The sequence below is a fragment of the Pleurocapsa sp. PCC 7319 genome (assembly GCF_000332195.1).
GTDB lineage: Bacteria > Cyanobacteriota > Cyanobacteriia > Cyanobacteriales > Xenococcaceae > Waterburya.
Window position 1 is genome coordinate 4,755,566 of the sequence record NZ_KB235922.1, and the last position, 18,806, is coordinate 4,774,371.

Below are 18,806 nucleotides of genomic sequence, written 5' to 3' on the forward strand. Positions count from 1 at the left end.
AACAGTCACCTAAAATTTATAATTTTAACTGCAATGGCATATAGCTGTTTGACTCTAGCTAATAAAAACAATAGACCAGGTGGAATAAATAAAGATTGCTACTGCCAAAGCTGCCAATAAAGCTTCGATTACATTGCCAATAATAGAAGCAATGACAATTCCTGTACTGGCTTTTAATGCTTGTTTCATGCGCTCACTGGAATCCAAATTGCTGCGATAAAGATATTCACCAATAAAGGCTCCTAATACTGCACCGACCAGCACTCCTATTAAAGGACCACCTATAGGTAAAGCTGGCAATAAACCCAAAAAACCAACCACCATACCAGCGATCGCACCGAATTGGCTCCATTTACTTGCCCCAGACTGTTTAACCCCAAAATAAAGAGCTATATACTCTACCCCCGCACTGAGAATTAAAACGGCAAAAATTAAAATCATGGGTAAACCAATACCCGCAAAACCAGTCGCGACGCTCCAAATTAAAATAGCAACCAAAATAATGCTACTTCCAGGTAGTCCAGGAATAATTGCTCCAATAACTCCCACAGCCATTAACGCTAAGACTATCCAATAAATAGTAGTTATATCCATAATCAATAATCAGTCCCTTCAAGCGGGATCAAGATAATCAGTAATCAGTAATCAGTAGACAAATTTGAATTAAAGCCGACGGCCTACTACTTGAGCAAAGCGATTTTTGCCTTCTTCTAACCTGGGAGGAATACCATTGGGATATTCTTGATTGATGATGGCAATTAACTGCTGAATCCGATTGGCAGGATTAGGATGTGTACTCATAAATTCTGGTTGTCCTCCTGCTCCACCTCTAGCAGAATTAAGAATTTTCATTAATTCGACGATACCGATAGGGTTGTAGTCAGCTTCGGTCATAAATTGAAAACCTAGTAGATCGCTTTCTAATTCATCATCTCTACCATACTTAAGATTGATCATCTGATTGACAGCTTGAGCTAAAATTGCTGCCTGTCTAGCACTTTCAGGGCGATCGCTAGCAGCAATTCCGACAGCATTAACTAAGGCACTACCTAACTGTTGTTTGGCTAAATGTTCTGCTCCATGTCTGCCAATGACATGACCGACTTCGTGACCTAAAACCCCTGCTAACTGGGCTTCTGAATTAAGCCGACTTAATAAAGCTGCGGTGATAAATATCTGTCCTCCAGGGAGAGCAAAGGCATTAACTGTCTGAGGATCTCGCAACAGATGAAACTCGAAAGGATAGGGAGAATTTTTAGCGATTGAACTCTGTACCACGCGATTTCCGACCTCGTCCACATAGTTTTGTAGCAGTTGATCGGGATATAAATTGCCATGTTGCGCAGCCATTTTAGGTGCAGACTGACGACCAATGACTATTTCTTGTTGGGGAGAAAGCTGTACTCTTTGCCTTTCTCCTGTGATGGGATTTTCACTAACGTTGGTGAAATAGTTAAACATCCCAAAGATAGCGAAGATTACGCCAATACCTAAGCGTATTAATAACCTACTCACTCTTGACTCTTGCTCCAATTCAATAAATAGCTATTAGCTATTAGCTATTGGCTTTTAGCCAGTATTGGATTTAAGTCTCCATTAAAATTACTAGATAAGAAGTTCACGGCTAAGGCTAAGAGCTTTTTTTGATTATAATTGTTGCACTAAAAGCGATCGCTCTATGACCAAAGCTAAGATTCGTAACTTGTTCTCTATTTCCATGCCAGGTTTGCCAAAATTAATATCTTATCGTCGGCAATGGTTAAGGGGAGATGTCTTAGCTGGGTTAACGGTGGCAGCCTATTTGATTCCTCAATGTATGGCTTATGGGGAGCTAGCAGGAGTTGAGCCTGTAGCTGGTTTGTGGGCTATCTTACCGCCAATGATTATTTACGCTTTGTTTGGTTCATCACCCCAACTTTCGATTGGTCCCGAATCTAGTACTGCCGTGATGACAGCAGTTGCGATCGCGCCTTTGGCAGCAGCGAGAACTGAGACTTATATTAGCCTGGCTGCTTTACTAGCAATCATCATGGGATTGGTGTGTATTATTGCTTATATTGCTCGACTGGGTTTTTTAGCCGATTTGCTTTCTAAGCCAGTTCTCATTGGTTATATGGCTGGGATTGCTCTAATTATGATTGGAGGACAACTGGGGAAGATTGGCAAAATTGAAATTGATGCCAATACTTTTTTTGGTCAAGTTAGTGAATTTATTAGCAAGCTACAGCAAGCTCATTCTCCCACTTTGATTTTGAGTATCTTTGTTTTAATCTTTTTGTTTGCCCTTCAGCGTCGCTTTCCCAATTTACCCATTCCCTTGATTGCCGTTTTACTCTCCACAGCAGCAGTAGCTATCTTGAATCTCGACGGTCGTGGTGTAGCAGTCGTTGGTGCAATTCCTGCTGGTTTACCTCAATTTGCTATTCCCCAAGTATCTATCCAAGATTTTAGTACTTTGGTTGCTTCGGCAGTGGGCATTTCGATCGTGGGTTATTCCGATAATGTATTAACAGCTAGGGCATTTGCTAATCGTAATAACTATAAAATTGATGCCAATCAAGAACTACTCGCGTTGGGCGTAGCTAACTTTGGTAATGGATTAATGCAGGGGTTTCCGATTAGCAGTAGTGGTAGTCGCACTGTGATTGGAGATTCTTTGGGTAGTAAAAGCCAGCTATTTTCTCTGGTGGCAATGGTAGCAGTGATTATTGTCTTGCTGTTTCTGCGCCCTGTGTTGGCATTATTTCCCAAAGCTGCTTTAGGGGCAATTGTCATCTATGCGGCAACTAAATTAATTGAAGTACCAGAGTTTATCAGGCTCTATCGATTTCGTCGTAGTGAGTTTATCCTGGCGATATCGACTACCATCGCCGTATTAGTAACGGATATTTTAGTAGGAGTAGGAATTGCCGTTAGCTTGTCAGTAGTCGAACTATTTTCCAGGGTTGCTCGTCCCCATGATGCAGTATTGGGTAAAGTGCCAGGTTTGGCAGGATTACATGATATCGAAGACTGGGAAGGAGCCAAGACTATTCCCGGATTAGTGATTTATCGCTATGATGCACCTCTGTGTTTTGCCAATGCGGAAAATTTCAGACAGCGATCGCTCGATGCTATTGAAGCTGAGGTAACTCCTGTGGAATGGTTGGTACTAAACATGGAAGCCAATGTAGAAATCGATATAACTGCTATCGATATGCTGGTGGAACTAAGAGATGAGCTGGCAGCTAAAAATATTACCTTTGCAATGGCACGAGTTAAACAGGACTTATATCTCGAACTCGAGCGGGCAGAGTTTCTTCAACAGATTCAAGCTGAACATATTTATCCGACATTACCTACGGCGATCGCTGCTTTTGAAACACGCCATCAACAGTAATGTAACCCAGAAGTCAAAACGGTCTACCAGTTATAAGGGAAATTAGGATGACTTCGTAGATGAAAGCTACTCGCAATTCTCCTCATAGTTACACCATCACGTCTTTTCATTAATTTACGTAGCTTTGTAATATCACTAATGAACTTTTGCTTAGGTGTGCCAGGCAAACTTAGCCAGTCACTCAATGTAAAAAGATGATTGTTCATTATGTTATGAATTTCAAGATACTGTCTGATACTCAAATTACGCTGCTGACACAAATACCTGAGATAATTTTCAGCATCTACTTTCCAAGGCTTACAGTCAAGGTCGCTTCGCACTAGTTCGGCGGGGCGTATAAAGGTCGGAGGCTTCCTCCGACCACAGCCCCTTGAGTTAGTAGTTAGTAGTTCGGAGTTGGGCTTGTCTTGAAGTAGGCTTGAATCTTTACCAATCTCTTTTCTCACGCTTTGGAGAGGCTTGTGATCTAACTCTGAATGCATGTCGCTTAGGCTTTGGCGAACACCGTTGCGTAGCTTCCCGCGTAGCGAGGACTCTGAACTCTTCTGATCAAAATGTGTGATAATTTGTCCGTTTGGCAATTGCTCTTCTATAATTCTAGTTTTCTTCATCAGTTAGTTCCACTTAATCAGTTAGCCCATTTCGTAGCTTTCTTTTGTACCTTTAATAATGCATCCTTTAATCCGAACAAGATTAATACTGACACAATGCCAAGTTAAAATTCATAACTAATATTAACCAAGTTTTCAAATCAGTGTGTAACAGAGTTTGCATAATTGTGTCCAATTTTTGAGGATTTAAATTAGATTGTTTCTAACAAAGCGGTTTAACATTGCGATTGAAATTTGGAAGCAATACAAAAAAACCAAAATGATTAATAATTTAATCTGGTAACAAAATCTGTGGGATTCTGGCGATCGCTCTTTTAAAAGGTTGGGTATCATTCGTAACTCTGACTAAGACTAACGCACCTTGAATGAGTATTATGGTATCTTCAGCACGCAAACGAGCTTCTTCTGGCGCAACTCCTGTTTCTTCCACAACTTTTGCTAGTTCATCTAGCCATTTTTCAAGAGACTGTCCTAGCTGTTGATGAAATAGAGTATCAGCTTCTCCCAAAGACATTACCGCTAATACACAGGGAGTTTGACCACTTTCATAAAATCGATCTATGCCTTGAATCATGGCTGCAAGGCGCTCCTTTACTGGTTTGGGCGATCGCAACGGTACAAAAATATTTTCTTCAATCCAAGCACCAATAGATTCTAAAACTGCCTCTGCCATTTGTTCTTTACCGCCTTGGAAGTGGTGATAGAGGCTGGCTTTCTTTAATCCTGTAGCCTGTGATAGTCGGGATACGGTAGCTCCTTCATAGCCATAGTGACGAAATATGGGGATTAGTTTGGCTATTACTTCTTCTTTGGGCATTTAACTAGTATAATTTTTAATTACAATTGTACCGAATGTTCGTTAGATTGTGAAATATTTATGTGGTCTGTTTATATAATTCGTTGTGGCGATCGCAGTCTCTACACGGGAATTTCTAACAATGTCCCCCAACGCTTTGCAATTCATCAATCGGGTAATGCTCAGTCCGCTAAATACACTAGAACTAGACATCCCCTTGAATTAGTTTTTACGGCGGAAATTGGTACTAAGTCTGCTGCTAGTCGCGCCGAATACAAGATTAAAAAATTACCTAAAAAAACCAAGGAATTACTGGTTACGGGAATGACTTCTCTAAGCGAACTTAAGATTATCTTCTCAGACAATTTTCAAAAGTGATATCTAGCAAAGTTTTTCTAGTAGTTGATTTTTTACCGAGCGTTCGGTATAGTAATAAACATAATTAGTCAAACAATCGTTCGGTAGGTGAAGACGTAACAAGATTAATAACCCTAAAAACTATTAAATTTACAGAAAGCAAGCTCGACAATTTACCGATCAAACTACCACTAGCTAGCTAACTGTTCGTCTTTCTATTGTTCCGACTTTCCCATTTTCTTTAACTTCATCATTTCAACAATTAGGAGACAAAATCATGAAACTTACCAAGCAAAATTTACAACCAGCCACAGAAAAAATCTATGACACCATTGTTGTTGGTGGTGGTGCGGGAGGACTTTCTGCGGGAGTATATCTACAACGCTATCTACTCAACACTTTAATTATCGATAAAGGAAAAGCTCGTTCTTTTTGGATGATAGAACTGCATAACTATCTGGGCTTACCTCCTGATACCCCTGGTCGTTCCGTACTCAGACAGGGTAAAGAACATTTTCTTTCTCTTGGAGGCGACTTGCTTGATGCGTACGTCGAAGAAGTAATTGATGAAGGAGAAACCTTTGCTGTCAAAGTTAAAGTAGGTCGTAATAACAGTCAATATCATACTTTCCGTACTAAGTATTTAATTGCTGCTAGTGGCATTATTGACTATCTTCCTGTCCTAGAAAATATGCGTAATGTCTATGATTACGCTGGTCATAATCTCCATGTCTGTCTGATTTGTGATGGTTACGAAATGACAGATAAAAAGGTGGGGGTATTTGCCAGTAGTGCTGGAAATGCCGAAGTAGTTTTTCCTGTGGGTTGGTTTACAGGAGAGATTACCTTGTTTACTCAAGGGTTGTTTGAAGTCAATGACGATTTACGCAACAGATTAGAAGTATTGGGTTACAAAATTGAAGAGACTCCTGTAGAGCAATTTATCGGAGAAGATCATCAGATGACGGGAGTAGAGTTAACCGATGGTCGAGTAGTGGAATTGGAAACAGGTTTGATTTCGATGGGTTCTCAATATCATGCTACCTATCTAAATAAATTTGATTTGGAGAAACAGGGCGGTAATTTAGTTACGGATAAAATGGCTCGTACTTCTCACCCGCGTATTTTTGCGATTGGAGATTTAAAAGTAGGACTCAATCAAGTAGTAATTGCTGCTGCTGATGGAGCATTGGCTGCTACTCAGATTTGGCGAGATATTCGCCGTAGTACTCCTCCAAAAACTCCTACTAAGTAGGTTGCTGCATAGAAGAATGATGAATAATTTAACTCTCGAACTACTCCCCCCAGGGTTACAAGATCGAGCTATCTATCAAAACTTGGAGATTAGAAGAACATGGTAATTACAAAAGGAGCGCATCATATTGGACTCACCGTTCCAAATTTAATAGCGACTCGTAACTTTTTTGTTGATACTTTAGGTTTTGAACAAGTAGGGGAAGTACCAGATTATCCAGCAATTTTTGTTTCTGATGGCACAATAATGTTAACTTTGTGGCAAGCCAACGATCCTAAACAAGCAACTCCATTCGATCGCAAGAATATAATTGGTTTACATCACTTTGCACTCAAAGTAGAAAATTTAGAGACACTGCAAACTTTACATCAAACTTTACTCAATACCCCTGACGTGGAAATTGAATTTGCTCCAGAACCCTTGGGTAATAGCTCGACACAGCATATGATGTGTTACATTCCTGGCGGTATTCGGATGGAATTCATTGCTTAAGCATCCTAAACAGATTGATAGCTTTTTCATTTAGGAGGAAATATATTATGGCAAACCCAGGTTGGACGCGTAAGGAATCTCCTTTTCATGCAGGGGAACTAGCAATTCAAGCTCGATTGGGTATACAAGAGCGCATGGATCGCCAGGGAAGGCGGGTAATTCGAGAATATTTAACTGAGCAGCATCAAGAGTTTTTTACCCAACTAGCTTATATCATCGTCGGGGCAGTAGATAAATCTGGTAATCCTTGGGCTTCTATTTTAGTGGGAAAACCTGGTTTTATCTCTACGCCAAGCGATCGCACTCTGAAAGTAGCTGCTGTACCTTTAGATGGCGATCCGTTGGCAACTATCTTAGAACCAGGAATTGATATTGGTTTCTTAGGAATTGAATTACATACTCGCCATTTTCAACATTAACCTTTCCAAATTGCATTCATTATTTCAGATCCTTAATTGTTACAAGATTTGGAAAGTTAGCATATTTATCCACTCCACTACCAAAACAACGTAATTCCGTTAAAATAAGATTTAGTTCGTCCTGGAAAATCTTTGTACAACGAAGACTTTAGAGAAACTTTTCAAGTCGCGTTATCGAGGTTGGGCAAACAGTTGCTCTTAAACTATAAGATTTTAAGAAAATTTTATCTAAATCCCATTTCATATTGGGCTAGCTATGAATTATTGCTTGAAGGTCATCGGAGCTAATACAAATATACCAGAGACTCTTCAGGTCACTACAGCTTTATTATTGGGTACAATTACTTTCTTCAGTTTACTTCTGGTAGCTGGTCTATCTTATATGCAACTTCCCAAAGTTGCCCATTCACTATTTGACCGTTTCTCGTCGACTGAAAATCAAGAGATTTATCAAAAAGTGGTTGAACCCTATCAGGGCTGGTTAAATTGGATAGTGATTGTTAGTGTTGTCGATATAATTACTCTCACTGCTCCAACTCCTAATTGGTTAGGGTTATTTGAATTTCCTCTCAGTTTACTTTTAGCTGTAAATATAAGCTTTCTGGGATTTAGTTTACTCAAGGAATTGTTCGACAATTACTTGTTGGGAATTGCTCTAGACAATAAACGTAAAATTAATAGTGAGTTACTTGTAATTGCCAAGTTTATTTGTAACTCATTAATCCTCTTGATCGTTGTTTCTGTTTTTGCTCAAACACACAAAATCAATATATTTGGCTTAATTGCTAGTCTTGGTATTGGGGGGGTGGCAATTGCCTTTGCTTCCCAGAAAATTTTAGAACAGATATTGTGGAGTATCGTTCTGTATATTGACCGCCCTTTCACTGTTGATGACTATATTCATTTGCCCGATAAGACTCTGGGCAGAGTTGAATCAATCGGTTGGCGTTCAACTAAAATTCGGCTTTCAGGAAAAAACACCCTAGTGATTATCCCCAATAGTCAACTTGCTCAGAGTCGCATTGAAAATATGACTAGAGCCAGAAGGGTAATTTCGATCGCGGAATTAACTTTTTTTAGGGGTATGTCTGAAGAAGAAAAAGCATTGATTCATCAACTGATTATAGACAGTACTAGAGAGATTTTGGGCATCGATCATCGTTTGACACAAATTGCTTTTGAAAATCATACCGATGCCGCAGGACAAGATTATGTACAAACTCAAGTAATCTTTTATATTTTGGGGGCTGCCGAAAGTTCAATGGAGCTACGGAGCAATTTGTTAGAAATTGCCAGGGAAAATATTATCGAGCGATTGCAAAATTATGGAATAAACTTCAGTTTCGAAGAAAATACTCTTGATGTTTCTCAACCAATGAATATTTAAATGGGCAAGAATAGTTGAATTTGGAATAATTTGAAATAGTTACAAACACACCTTTGAAAGGAAAAAAGGAAAGAGACTTCATGTTGTTGGTTCTTTTTATATCCACTGAGTTAAATATTTAGATAGCTACAGTAACAATGCTAGAGTTTATTCCAGAATCGCTACAATTCAGTGAGGAAAATCAAAGATTTCTAGTTGAATTAATCGGTAGATCGAGTCTTTTCATTTTTGGTACTATAATTGCCCCCTTATTTGGGCGAATTTTGCCTTTTTTCTGTTGGTGGATACTTAAGTTAATTCAGCGATTTGTTTCCTTCAATACTAAGGTTATTTACGATCAATTGATTAAACCAACTAAAAACTCCCTCGTTACGGTAGGAGCATTAGTCTTTATCACTCTATGTTTGAATTTGTTAGAGCAATATCTGAGAATTTATCAATTTTTGGGCTTTTTTATCTATTTAGCTTTAGCAATTAGCATTGCTTGGTTTGCTTCGCGGATAGCTCAACGACTAATTAGGATCTATGCCATTAAGCTAGTTCAGAGGTTAGGTGGGGAAGTCAATGAAACCGCTTTGGTCTTTGAAACTTTAACCAATGTGATTATTATTTTGTTCGCTGCTTTGCTCTTTGCTCGAGGTCTGCGACTTAACTTAGTTGCTATTTCTGCCAGTATAGGTGTTGGTGGGGTTGTGGTTGCTTTTGCTGCAAGACACGCTCTAGAGAGAATAATTGGAACTATTGAACTGTTTTTAGATCGTCCTTACCAGCCGGGGGAATACATTCAGGTAAATTTTAATCCGTATGGCGAGGACGTATATGGTCGTGTTGAATCAATTGGCTTGCGTTCCACCAAAATCCGCACAGCGGGGAGAAACACAATTATTGTTGTTCCCAACTCAATTATGGCAGGTAAGAATATTGAAAATATTAGTAGGGGTAAGAAAGTGGTGGCGATGCTCAACTTAGATTTTTTTCGACATCTAGAAGAAAGTGAACAAGCACTAGTTAGAAGGACTATTATTGAGAGTACAGAAACATTTTGGGGCATAGATAAAGGCAACACGAGGATTCGTTTTTCTCAACTAGAGGGAAAATTAGGAACTCGCGCTAGAATCAACTTTTTTCTGACCAGTTCGGGAGAAGACTCTCTAGCTTTACGCAAACGACTAGTTGATTTAGCTAATCAGGCGATCGCCAATAAACTCCTTATTTATCAGATCGAGTTCTCGATGCCAGAACCAATAGTATATATCGATTCACCAATGACAATTTAGATCATACTTTCCCCTCGACCAAACTTCACTATGGTTAACATGAAGTCCTTACTGTCAAGTATAAAAAATTGACGACTCCACCAGTTAGCTCCCTATCGGTCGCCAGAACAGGTGGATTCTCACTTCCTTAGAACTTGCTCAGTCGTGGATTTTTCACGTCCACTCCTTAGTCTGACAGTTCCTCCATGAGCAGTAGCCTTGCGCCCCAAGGCTAATAAACGTAGTGCTTCATCTCTAATGTTTTTGGCTGTGTTGATGTCCCTGTCTATGTGCTTTTCGCCGCATTTAGGACAGTCCCAGAATCTAACATCGAGAGGAAGTTTATCTATCTGGTATAGACATTTATTATGTAGTTTGCTGCTAGGGAAAAACCGGTCTATTTGCATATAGACCTTCCCTGACCATTCAGCCTTGTACTTAAGCATGGTGTTCAACATTCCCCAGCCCACGTTGCTTATAGCTAATGCTAGTTTGGGGTTTTTGACCATGCCTTTGACGTTGAGATTTTCCACCGCTATGACTTGGTTCTCGTCAACTATCCTACGTGATAATTTGTGGAGAAAATCTAACCGACAATTACTTACTTTCTCATATACTTTAGCTGCTAGTTTCCTTGCTTTGTATCTATTTTTAGAACCGAGTTGTTTACGAGCTAACTTTTGTTGCTTGCGCTTGAGATTCTTCTGGTGTTTCTTGAACCACCGAGGATTGTTATATTTAGAACCCTCACTAGTAACACAGATCTCAGAGATTCCAACATCCAAACCGATGCACTTGCCTTCACTGCTAGCTTCTGGAGTATCGACTCCATCGTCAACCAGTATTGATGCATAGTATTTACCTGATGGCACTTGAGAGATGGTTACAGTTTTGACTGTTCCCTCAATCGGTTTGGATATTTTAGCTTCAACTAATTTCAGCTTGGGAAACTTGATATACCCATCCAGCACTTTTACATTTTGAGGATAGCTGATAGACTGCTTATTTCCTTTAGCTTTGAACCGAGGAAATTTTCCTCTCCCCTCAAAGAAATTGATAAATGCATTAGACAGATTGAGTGCCACTACCTGAAGACATTGAGAATAAGGTTCAGTTAGCCATTCATACTCTTTCTTTAGTTGAGGTAACAAACCTTGGATTGCACCTCGACTCAATCCTTTTGCTGTCTCCTGATAGTTTTTTTGAGTAAGTGCAAGAGAATAGTTCCAATACCATCTAGCGCAGCCAAAGCTTTGCGCTAAGTGCCGTCGCTGTTCGCTATTGGGATATAGTCTTACTTTTACTGCTTGAAGCATTATCAGAAGAAAACGAATCTGATAAGATTGTAACAGACAACCCTCTACGTTGTATAGTTCGCTCTCATCTCCAACCTACTTCGTTGAGGATGGAGATTTTCCGCTCACACGGTTAAGTAAATTGCTATATTACTTGTAGTCATATCTATAACTAATTAATTAACTTGCTAAGAATCAAAAGGTGAGAGATATTGATCGCACTTTAAACCATAGCGCAGCAGTGGGAAGAATATTTCACCTTGCCGACGGAACTATTCAAAGTTGCAATGCTAATGCCTGTAAAATTTTAGGCTATAGTTTTGAGGAATTGGTAGGAAGTTCCTCGTTTGAATTACCTTGGCAAACAATTCAGGAAAACGATTCTATATTTTTCTTAGAAACTCATCCGGCGATCGCTTCGATTAAAACGGTTCAACCTTTTAATAACCTATTGATGGGCTTTTACAGGTCTAGTGGAGACTTAATCAGGCTATCAATTAATACTCTTCCTTTATGTAAAGCCAATAGTAATGAGCTTTATGGAGTAGAAGTAAGTTTTATCAATCTTACTCAAGATACTAAAGTTAGAATTACGCCTAAAACCATACAAAACCCAAGCTATTCAAAACAAATATCTAATAGTTCTAGCAATATCACTCATGGAAAACAAAAGAAAATAACCATTACTGAAAGCGAACAGAGGTTAAAACTAGCTACAGATGCTGCTGGCATTGGCATGTGGTTTTGGGACTTGGTAGAGGACGTAGTGGAGTGGACAGAATTAGGTAAAGCTATCTTTGGATTACCTCTTGATGAAGAACCAAACTTCGAGAAGTGCTTTAAGATGATTCATCTTGAAGATCGAAATCTAGTTCAAGTAAGATTAAACAAAGCTTTAGCTAATCAAACACAATATAGTATTGAATATCGTATTGTCCGGTTAGACGGTAGCGTTCATTGGATAGCAGCCAAAGGTAGAGGCATTTATAACGAAAACGGTGAACCTGTCAGCATGATCGGTATCGTACAGGATATTAGCGATCGCAAAGAAACCGAACAAAAGCTAGAAGAGAACGAACAGTTGTTGCGGTTAGCATTAAAAAATGCCAAGGCAGGACTGTGGGATTGGGATCTGGTGAGTCAAGAAGTTACTTGGTCGCCAGAGAATTACGAACTATACGGCATAGATTCCAAGATAAAGCCCCTCCATTATCGAGACTGGGAGCATACACTCCATCCTGACGATTTAGATGCTAGCAATCAGGAAATACAAAAAGTCTTATCTGGAGAATCAAAAGAGTTTGGAGTAGAATTTCGCATTATTCATCCTCAAAAGGGAATTCGCTGGATATGGGGTATTGGTGATGTCACCTGCAACCAAAAGGGCGAACCAATTCGCCTCAGTGGACTTAATCTAGATATTACCAGCCTCAAAGAAACCGAAGCAGCTTTCCTACGTAGTAAGCAAGCTTTAGAACAGCGAGAATACGAGCTTGAACTAATTACCGAGGTAATTCCCCAACAGATCTGGACGGCAGGGAAAGATGGTCAAATAGACTATATTAATCAACGTTGGCAAAATTATACGGGACTAAATTTGGCACAAATGCGGAGGCTGGGTTGGGCTACTATTGTTCATTTTGAAGATCTCCCCATTATTAGAGACAGTTGGATTCAATCGATCCAAACGGGAGAAAACTTTGATGTAGAGGCTCGCTTGCGTAATGTAGACGGAACTTATCGCTGGTTTCTTTCTAAAGCCAGACCTTTGCGGAACGAACAAGGAGAAATTATCAAGTGGTACGGTACTAATACCAACATTAACCGAATCAAAGAATTAGAAGAAAAGCTACGGCAACAAACCAAAGATTTGATTCAAGCCAACCAACTAAAAGATGATTTTTTAGCAATTGTCTCTCACGAACTGCGCACTCCCCTCAATCCAATATTAGGCTGGTCACAACTGCTTTCTGGTGGGAAACTTGACGCTGATAAAATAGCCCAAGGGATAGGCATAATTGAACGTAATGCCAAGTTACAAGCGCAATTAATTGACGATCTTCTTGATGTTTCTCGCATTCTCAGGGGCAAACTAGAACTAAAAGTAACTCCTCTAAATCTGGAGTTGGTTATCAGAGCGGCACTAACAACGGTACAGTTAGCAGCTGAGGCTAAATCAATCCAGATCGAGACTATATTTGAATCCAATATCGGGCAAGTGTCAGGAGATGCAGGTCGTTTACAGCAAATTGTGTGGAATTTGGTTGTCAATGCGGTAAAATTCACCCCCGCAAATGGAAGAGTATTCGTTAAATTAAAAAAAGCTGGTACACAGGCAGTAATTGAAATTAGAGATACAGGCAAAGGAATTGAGCCAGAATTTATCCCCTATGTATTTGATCGTTTTCGCCAAGAAAATAGTGCTAATACTAGAGAATTTGGCGGATTAGGTTTGGGATTGGCGATCGTTAAGCATTTAACTGAACTACATGGGGGAACAGTAGCGGTATCAAGTCCAGGTTTAAATAGAGGAGCAAAATTTAGCGTCAAGTTACCACTTATAAATACATCTATATCAGAGTCAATCAATATCAACCCTCTCGACCTATCAGCACAGCCAAGCCGTTTCAAGGGTTTAACGATGTTAGTAGTGGATGATGAAGCAGATTCATTAGATATATTAACCTTCGTTTTGGAGGAAGAAGGTGCAGAAGTCATATCGGTAGCATCAGCCCCAGCAGCTTTGTCAGTATTCAGCCAGATAACTCCCGATCTAATAGTTAGCGATATTGGTATGCCTAATACCGACGGCTACACCCTGATGAAAGAGGTTCGTAAATTACCTCAAGGACTAAACATCCCAGCGATCGCTCTGACGGCTTATGCGGGAGAAATTGATATTCAGCAAAGTCTTGATGCAGGATTTCAAAAGCATCTGGCTAAACCGATCAATATTCCTCAGTTGATTAAAGCTATTTCAGAATTATTGTGAGATTAGAGTCAATAGAAATATCAGGAATTATTTTCGAGATATTGATTTTCGGTTCAATTATCTGGTGGACTGTTAGTAATACCGTTCTAAATTTAAAAGACAACAGATCGTTTGTGTAGGGGCGCATGGCCATGCGCCCTTACGATCAATGTGTAGTCAAAGCTATTCAATTTGGTATAAGATAAGTGCCGATCCAGAAATGCCAACAGTGTGTTTGGACAAACTGCTTGCGAAGCAGCGTCCCCCACGCTCAACTTGCGAGAGTTGGAAGCCTACGTCTGTACTACGAAGCAGTCAGCGTAGGAGGATGTCACTCCTCATACCAACTTGATCGCCAAGCAGCCTGTGCCTCTGCTATGGCAGCTTCTTGTTGAGTTGCTTTATATTTACTGTTGAGTTGCCTTATTTTACCCATTAAGTTCCGAATTTGACTTCGTTGAGCATTTAACATGGGATCGGAAAATTCAAGCTCAGCTAAACGTAGACGCAATAAACTAATTTGAGTTGTGTTTTTAATAGAGTCAGTCTTTTGTTCCTGGTCAGTTTTCAGCACTAAATTAAGAATATTGGCAACATTTTGTTGACTGCGATTATTACTGCTACTTCCACTAGGATCAGTATGCATCGCTACATCGATTATTTTGCTAGGTATGCGATTCGGAATAATCCCTGCTTCTTGTAGATATTTATTAGTTTTTTTAGAAGTATAGTCTAAGGTTTTTTTAATCGTTCGTTCAATTTGTTTTTGCCATAAAATTAAATGTTCAGAGTTATTAAAATCGATTTCTTTTAAAGGTTTTGGTTGTTCTGATGACGGCAAATTTTCATCTAAGTTACTTTCTTCAGAATCATTTTCTGATGTTGTATCTATTTCAATAAATTCAACATTTTCTAGTTCGGCTGCAACTGCTCTCAAATCAATTCCTGTGTTTAATTCATTTACTTCTCGTGACTCTCTTATCTCTTGTATTTCTTGACTTTCTTGTGGTTCTTGACTCTCTTTTGTTCTTTGAAGTTTAGGTAAATTTTTAATCAATTCTGCCATTAGATTCAGTTCAATCTTTTCTGGCTCAAGTTTTTTCTGTTCCAAAATATCAAGTAAAACAGGTTGAAGTTTCGACCCAATTTTCCTTAATTCTTGCTGTAGTTTTTGTTTATTTTTCAAAGATAAATTAAGAAAAGATTGGGGATAAAATTGAGTACAAAGTTGATAGCTAGCTAAAATAAGCTGCTGTTTTACTGACTGACTTAATAATTCTAAATATTTACGGTATAAATCTCGAAGTTCAACCGATGTACTGGCTACGGCTGATTCTAAATAATCTAAGTCTTGTCTAATTTGCTGAATCGATTTTGTCATCCTATATTCAGTGATCCGTAGGGACATTTGTTGAGGACTTTGAGAAAGACCTCGTGGTAAGGAGCTAATTAATTTTAGTTTATTTATTCTATACTGCTAAAAAAGCAAATACAGAAGTCCAAAGTATATAAGTAGATCCACTTTATTAAATATGGAATGGTTAGGATCGGGGGTAGGTGTTAGGGGTTAGGGATTAGGGAGAATCATCTTTAATTTCTTCAATGTTCTATTAGACGTTTTTTTAAGTGAAGCTACTTAACAACCAAGAAAAAGTCGTAAGTACCTTAATTTGGTTGAGACTGGATGAAATCTACCGAATTAAGATAACTTACGACTAATTATTGCTCTTCTGTAATTTACTTGTTTCCTGTTATATCATCGATATCATCAGCCAAGTTTGACTCTTCTTTTTCGATGCCTTCACCTAAAACAAAGCGAACAAAGCGACGAATTTGAATATTTTCTCCTAGTAAAGCAATACTTTGTTTAACTAACTCTTCAACAGTTATACTTTGATCGCGGATGTAAGGTTGAGGAAGTAAAGAAATTTCGTTCAAACGCTTGTCAATTCTACCAGAGACAATTTTTTCTTTAATATTATCTGGCTTACCTTCAAGGTCGTCTCGACCCATTTCAATTTCTTTTTCTTTAGCGACGGTTTCTTTAGGAATATCTTCAACCTTAACGAATTCTACGTTAGGGCAAGCTGCAATCTGCATAGCAATATTTTTAACCAGCTCCTGAAACTCTTCGCGACGAGCAACGAAGTCGGTTTCACAGTTAACCTCAACCAAAACTCCGATTCTACCACCAGTATGGATATAGCTTTCGACTAATCCCTCGGCAGCTACCCGACCCTGTTTCTTATCAGCAGAAATAGTTCCTTTCTGGCGTAACCACTCTATGGCTTTGGTCATGTCGCCATCATTTTCTGTAAGTGCTTTTTTACAATCCATCATCCCCGCACCAGTTTTTTCGCGGAGTTCTTTAACTACTTTTGCCGATATGCTTGCCATATTCTTTCTGTTTTAATTTGATTTAATTAGTGATGACAAAATAATTTTAAATTATGTTTGCAGGGGCTTGAAACTTTGCCCCTGTCTTATGACTTATCTATTCAGAGAAGCAATATTTTATTCTTCGCTATCAGCTCCCGACTCAGATTCAGGAGTAGAAATTTCTGCTTCTACCTCTTCTTCAGAAACTGAGACTGGGACTTCAGGTTCTTCTTCGGCTGTGGGATAGTCTTCCTCTGCACCGATCGCTTCATCAAATTCCTCGTAATCATCCTGATTATCTAGTTGACCATGACGACCTTCATAGATAGCATCAGCTAACTTACCCACGATTAGCTTAATTGAACGAATAGCATCATCGTTAGCGGGAATTGGTACATCGACAATTAAGGGGTCACAATTAGTATCTAAAATAGAAACTACGGGAATTCCTAGCTTCTGACATTCAGAAATAGCATTGTGTTCACGCTTTTGGTCAACAATGACGACAATATCTGGTACTTTGCGCATTGACTTAATGCCACCTAGATACTTTTGCAATTTGCTCATTTCACGACGTAGAACAGAAGCTTCTTTTTTGGGTCTTTTATCTAAAGCACCACTTTCTTCAAGATGTTCTAACTCTTTGAGTCTTTCTACTCTGGTCTTGATTGTTTCCCAGTTAGTCAACATTCCACCCAACCATCTTTGGTTAACGTAGAAAGCTCCGCAACGAGATGCCTCTTGGGCAATAATACCTGCTGCTTGACGTTTTGTGCCGACAAATAAGACTCTTTTTCCTCGTTCAGAAGAAGAGCGCATATACCCATATGCTTCTTCCATTAACTGTGCTGTTTGCACCAAGTCAATAATATGAACACCGTTACGTGCAGTGTAAATGTATTGGGACATTCTGGGATTCCAACGACGAGTTTGGTGCCCAAAGTGAACCCCAGATTCTAAAAGTTCTGCGAGAGAAACTACTGGCATATTTTTTTACTCCTTTTTCGGGTTAATCCTCCATCCAGGGACATTTTCTTGATGCGAAAACACCCGAAATCCTGAATGTGTGAATTTTTAAAAGCCGTTCTAGTTTAACATTATTAGTCGTCAGGTTTTCCGAGTATCAAGTTTTTAATTTTGCAGTTTGAATAGAGTAATCAATTGACTGCTTACAGCTGTGAATGATCGGTGATTCTAGCTATTAGCTATTAGCTATTAGCCGTTAGCCTTTAGCTTTACCTTCGGGGATGGCGCAAAATAGTTGGATTACTTAGCTATGTAGATACCAACCAATTTTCTAGTTATTTAGTTTAGTTATGAGCTTCTTATTTTTATCCAAGTTACTACCTTTATTTATCTACCCTTTGGGATTGTCATGTCTTTTGCTTTTAGTCGCTTTGTGGCTTTGTTGGCAACGTTCCCGCTGGACTTTTGCACCTATTTTAGTAGCGTTCTTAATTTTGGTAACTGCTGGCAATACAGGATTTAGCAACAACCTAATTAAGTCTTTGGAATGGCAATATTTACCTAGTGAGAATATGCCTCAAGCCGAAGCAATTGTAGTTTTGGGAGGAGCAACGAGAAACAATGAACCACCGAGAGTTATACCTGACATGAGCGATCGCGGCGATCGCCTGCTTTATGCCACCAAATTATATAAGGATGGTGTGGCACCGCTAATTATTCTCACAGGGGGGCGTATTCAATGGTACGGTGGAGAATCTTCTGAAGCCCAAAGTATGGCTACAGTTATGGAGTTGATGGGCGTTCCTCGCGATGTCATGGTTTTGGAATCGAGATCTCTTAATACATATGAAAATGCTTTGTTCACCAAAGAGATTTTAGAAAAAAGGAACATTAAACAAATCTTACTTGTTACTTCCGCTGCACATATGCCGCGATCGCTAGCAATTTTTAAAAAGCAGGGAATTAATGCTATCCCAGCACCAGCAGATTTCATGATTAGTGAACGCAATTTAATCGAAAGTCAATTCAGCACAGAATCAAGAATTTTGAGTTTTCTCCCTCGTGCTGGAAGTTTAGATCATACTACTCAAGCTTTAAAAGAATATATTGGCACTTCAATTTACCGTTTAAGAGGTTGGCTGTAGGGAAAAATCCGTTAATCCAAAGATTAGCTTAGTATTTCATTAATTTAAAAGCTATATCTACGCCGTTTGTATTAATCATATAACCAGAATGTAAAAGA

The 18,806-nt window shown here is 39.1% G+C and carries 16 protein-coding genes and 1 pseudogene; 9 read left to right on the forward strand and 8 right to left on the reverse strand.

The annotated features are described in order from the left end of the window. Window positions 1–54 precede the first annotated feature (54 nt). Window positions 55–594, reverse strand: coding sequence for a DUF456 domain-containing protein (locus PLEUR7319_RS0125695; protein ID WP_019508101.1), 540 nt, complete (start codon window positions 592–594; stop codon window positions 55–57). A 69-nt stretch (window positions 595–663) separates the two neighbouring features. Continuing rightward, window positions 664–1,515 (reverse strand): M48 family metalloprotease, encoded by an 852-nt coding sequence (locus PLEUR7319_RS0125700; RefSeq protein WP_019508102.1) that lies wholly within the window; start codon window positions 1,513–1,515, stop codon window positions 664–666. 163 nt (window positions 1,516–1,678) lie between these two features. Here PLEUR7319_RS0125700 and PLEUR7319_RS0125705 point away from each other — a divergent pair, with 163 nt between their 5' ends. Beyond that, window positions 1,679–3,379, forward strand: a complete 1,701-nt coding sequence (locus tag PLEUR7319_RS0125705; RefSeq protein WP_019508103.1) for a SulP family inorganic anion transporter — start codon at window positions 1,679–1,681, stop codon at window positions 3,377–3,379. A gap of 23 nt (window positions 3,380–3,402) precedes the next feature. Here PLEUR7319_RS0125705 and PLEUR7319_RS0125710 read toward each other — a convergent pair whose 3' ends face one another. Both PLEUR7319_RS0125710 and PLEUR7319_RS0125715 read right to left on the reverse strand, forming a co-directional pair. Beyond that, complete coding sequence (locus tag PLEUR7319_RS0125710) at window positions 3,403–3,861, reverse strand: hypothetical protein (protein ID WP_144054381.1); 459 nt, start codon at window positions 3,859–3,861, stop codon at window positions 3,403–3,405. Window positions 3,862–4,261: 400 nt separating this feature from the next. Beyond that, window positions 4,262–4,807: a TetR/AcrR family transcriptional regulator gene (locus PLEUR7319_RS0125715; RefSeq protein ID WP_019508105.1), complete on the reverse strand. Its 546-nt coding sequence runs from the start codon at window positions 4,805–4,807 to the stop codon at window positions 4,262–4,264. 60 nt (window positions 4,808–4,867) lie between these two features. Here PLEUR7319_RS0125715 and PLEUR7319_RS0125720 point away from each other — a divergent pair, with 60 nt between their 5' ends. From PLEUR7319_RS0125720 to PLEUR7319_RS0125745, 6 genes and pseudogenes are all read left to right on the forward strand, one after another. Then, the gene (locus tag PLEUR7319_RS0125720; protein ID WP_019508106.1) at window positions 4,868–5,164 is read left to right on the forward strand and encodes a GIY-YIG nuclease family protein; all 297 of its coding nucleotides are present in this window, start codon (window positions 4,868–4,870) and stop codon (window positions 5,162–5,164) included. A gap of 256 nt (window positions 5,165–5,420) precedes the next feature. Continuing rightward, complete coding sequence (locus PLEUR7319_RS0125725; protein ID WP_019508107.1) at window positions 5,421–6,398, forward strand: NAD(P)/FAD-dependent oxidoreductase; 978 nt, start codon at window positions 5,421–5,423, stop codon at window positions 6,396–6,398. A 99-nt stretch (window positions 6,399–6,497) separates the two neighbouring features. Further along, the gene (locus PLEUR7319_RS0125730) at window positions 6,498–6,890 is read left to right on the forward strand and encodes a VOC family protein (RefSeq protein WP_019508108.1); all 393 of its coding nucleotides are present in this window, start codon (window positions 6,498–6,500) and stop codon (window positions 6,888–6,890) included. A 47-nt stretch (window positions 6,891–6,937) separates the two neighbouring features. Then, window positions 6,938–7,294, forward strand: a pseudogene (locus PLEUR7319_RS0125735) (flavin-nucleotide-binding protein); the annotation flags it as partial. Window positions 7,295–7,565: 271 nt separating this feature from the next. Beyond that, entirely contained in the window at window positions 7,566–8,696 is a 1,131-nt protein-coding gene (locus tag PLEUR7319_RS0125740) for a mechanosensitive ion channel family protein (RefSeq protein ID WP_019508110.1), read from the forward strand. 137 nt (window positions 8,697–8,833) lie between these two features. After that, on the forward strand, window positions 8,834–9,973 hold the full coding sequence (locus PLEUR7319_RS0125745; RefSeq protein ID WP_019508111.1) for a mechanosensitive ion channel family protein: 1,140 nt from the start codon (window positions 8,834–8,836) through the stop codon (window positions 9,971–9,973). A gap of 119 nt (window positions 9,974–10,092) precedes the next feature. Here PLEUR7319_RS0125745 and PLEUR7319_RS0125750 read toward each other — a convergent pair whose 3' ends face one another. Further along, window positions 10,093–11,268, reverse strand: coding sequence for an RNA-guided endonuclease TnpB family protein (locus PLEUR7319_RS0125750; RefSeq protein WP_019508112.1), 1,176 nt, complete (start codon window positions 11,266–11,268; stop codon window positions 10,093–10,095). A gap of 181 nt (window positions 11,269–11,449) precedes the next feature. Between PLEUR7319_RS0125750 and PLEUR7319_RS36715 the strand changes: the two genes are divergently transcribed. After that, on the forward strand, window positions 11,450–14,239 hold the full coding sequence (locus PLEUR7319_RS36715; protein WP_019508113.1) for a hybrid sensor histidine kinase/response regulator: 2,790 nt from the start codon (window positions 11,450–11,452) through the stop codon (window positions 14,237–14,239). Between the two features lie 310 nt (window positions 14,240–14,549). Here the strand turns inward: PLEUR7319_RS36715 and PLEUR7319_RS0125760 are convergent, their stop codons facing one another. The 3 genes from PLEUR7319_RS0125760 to rpsB all read right to left on the reverse strand — a co-directional run bounded on the left by PLEUR7319_RS0125760 (window position 14,550) and on the right by rpsB (window position 17,584). Beyond that, the gene (locus PLEUR7319_RS0125760) at window positions 14,550–15,599 is read right to left on the reverse strand and encodes a hypothetical protein (protein ID WP_019508114.1); all 1,050 of its coding nucleotides are present in this window, start codon (window positions 15,597–15,599) and stop codon (window positions 14,550–14,552) included. A 356-nt stretch (window positions 15,600–15,955) separates the two neighbouring features. Continuing rightward, the gene (gene tsf / locus PLEUR7319_RS0125765; protein ID WP_019508115.1) at window positions 15,956–16,615 is read right to left on the reverse strand and encodes a translation elongation factor Ts; all 660 of its coding nucleotides are present in this window, start codon (window positions 16,613–16,615) and stop codon (window positions 15,956–15,958) included. Window positions 16,616–16,732: 117 nt separating this feature from the next. After that, on the reverse strand, window positions 16,733–17,584 hold the full coding sequence (gene rpsB, locus PLEUR7319_RS0125770; RefSeq protein WP_019508116.1) for a 30S ribosomal protein S2: 852 nt from the start codon (window positions 17,582–17,584) through the stop codon (window positions 16,733–16,735). A 329-nt stretch (window positions 17,585–17,913) separates the two neighbouring features. Here rpsB and PLEUR7319_RS0125775 point away from each other — a divergent pair, with 329 nt between their 5' ends. After that, window positions 17,914–18,708 carry a YdcF family protein gene (locus PLEUR7319_RS0125775; protein WP_019508117.1) on the forward strand — a complete coding sequence of 265 codons (795 nt, stop codon included), beginning with the start codon at window positions 17,914–17,916 and terminating at the stop codon, window positions 18,706–18,708. The last annotated feature ends 98 nt before the right edge of the window (window positions 18,709–18,806 follow it).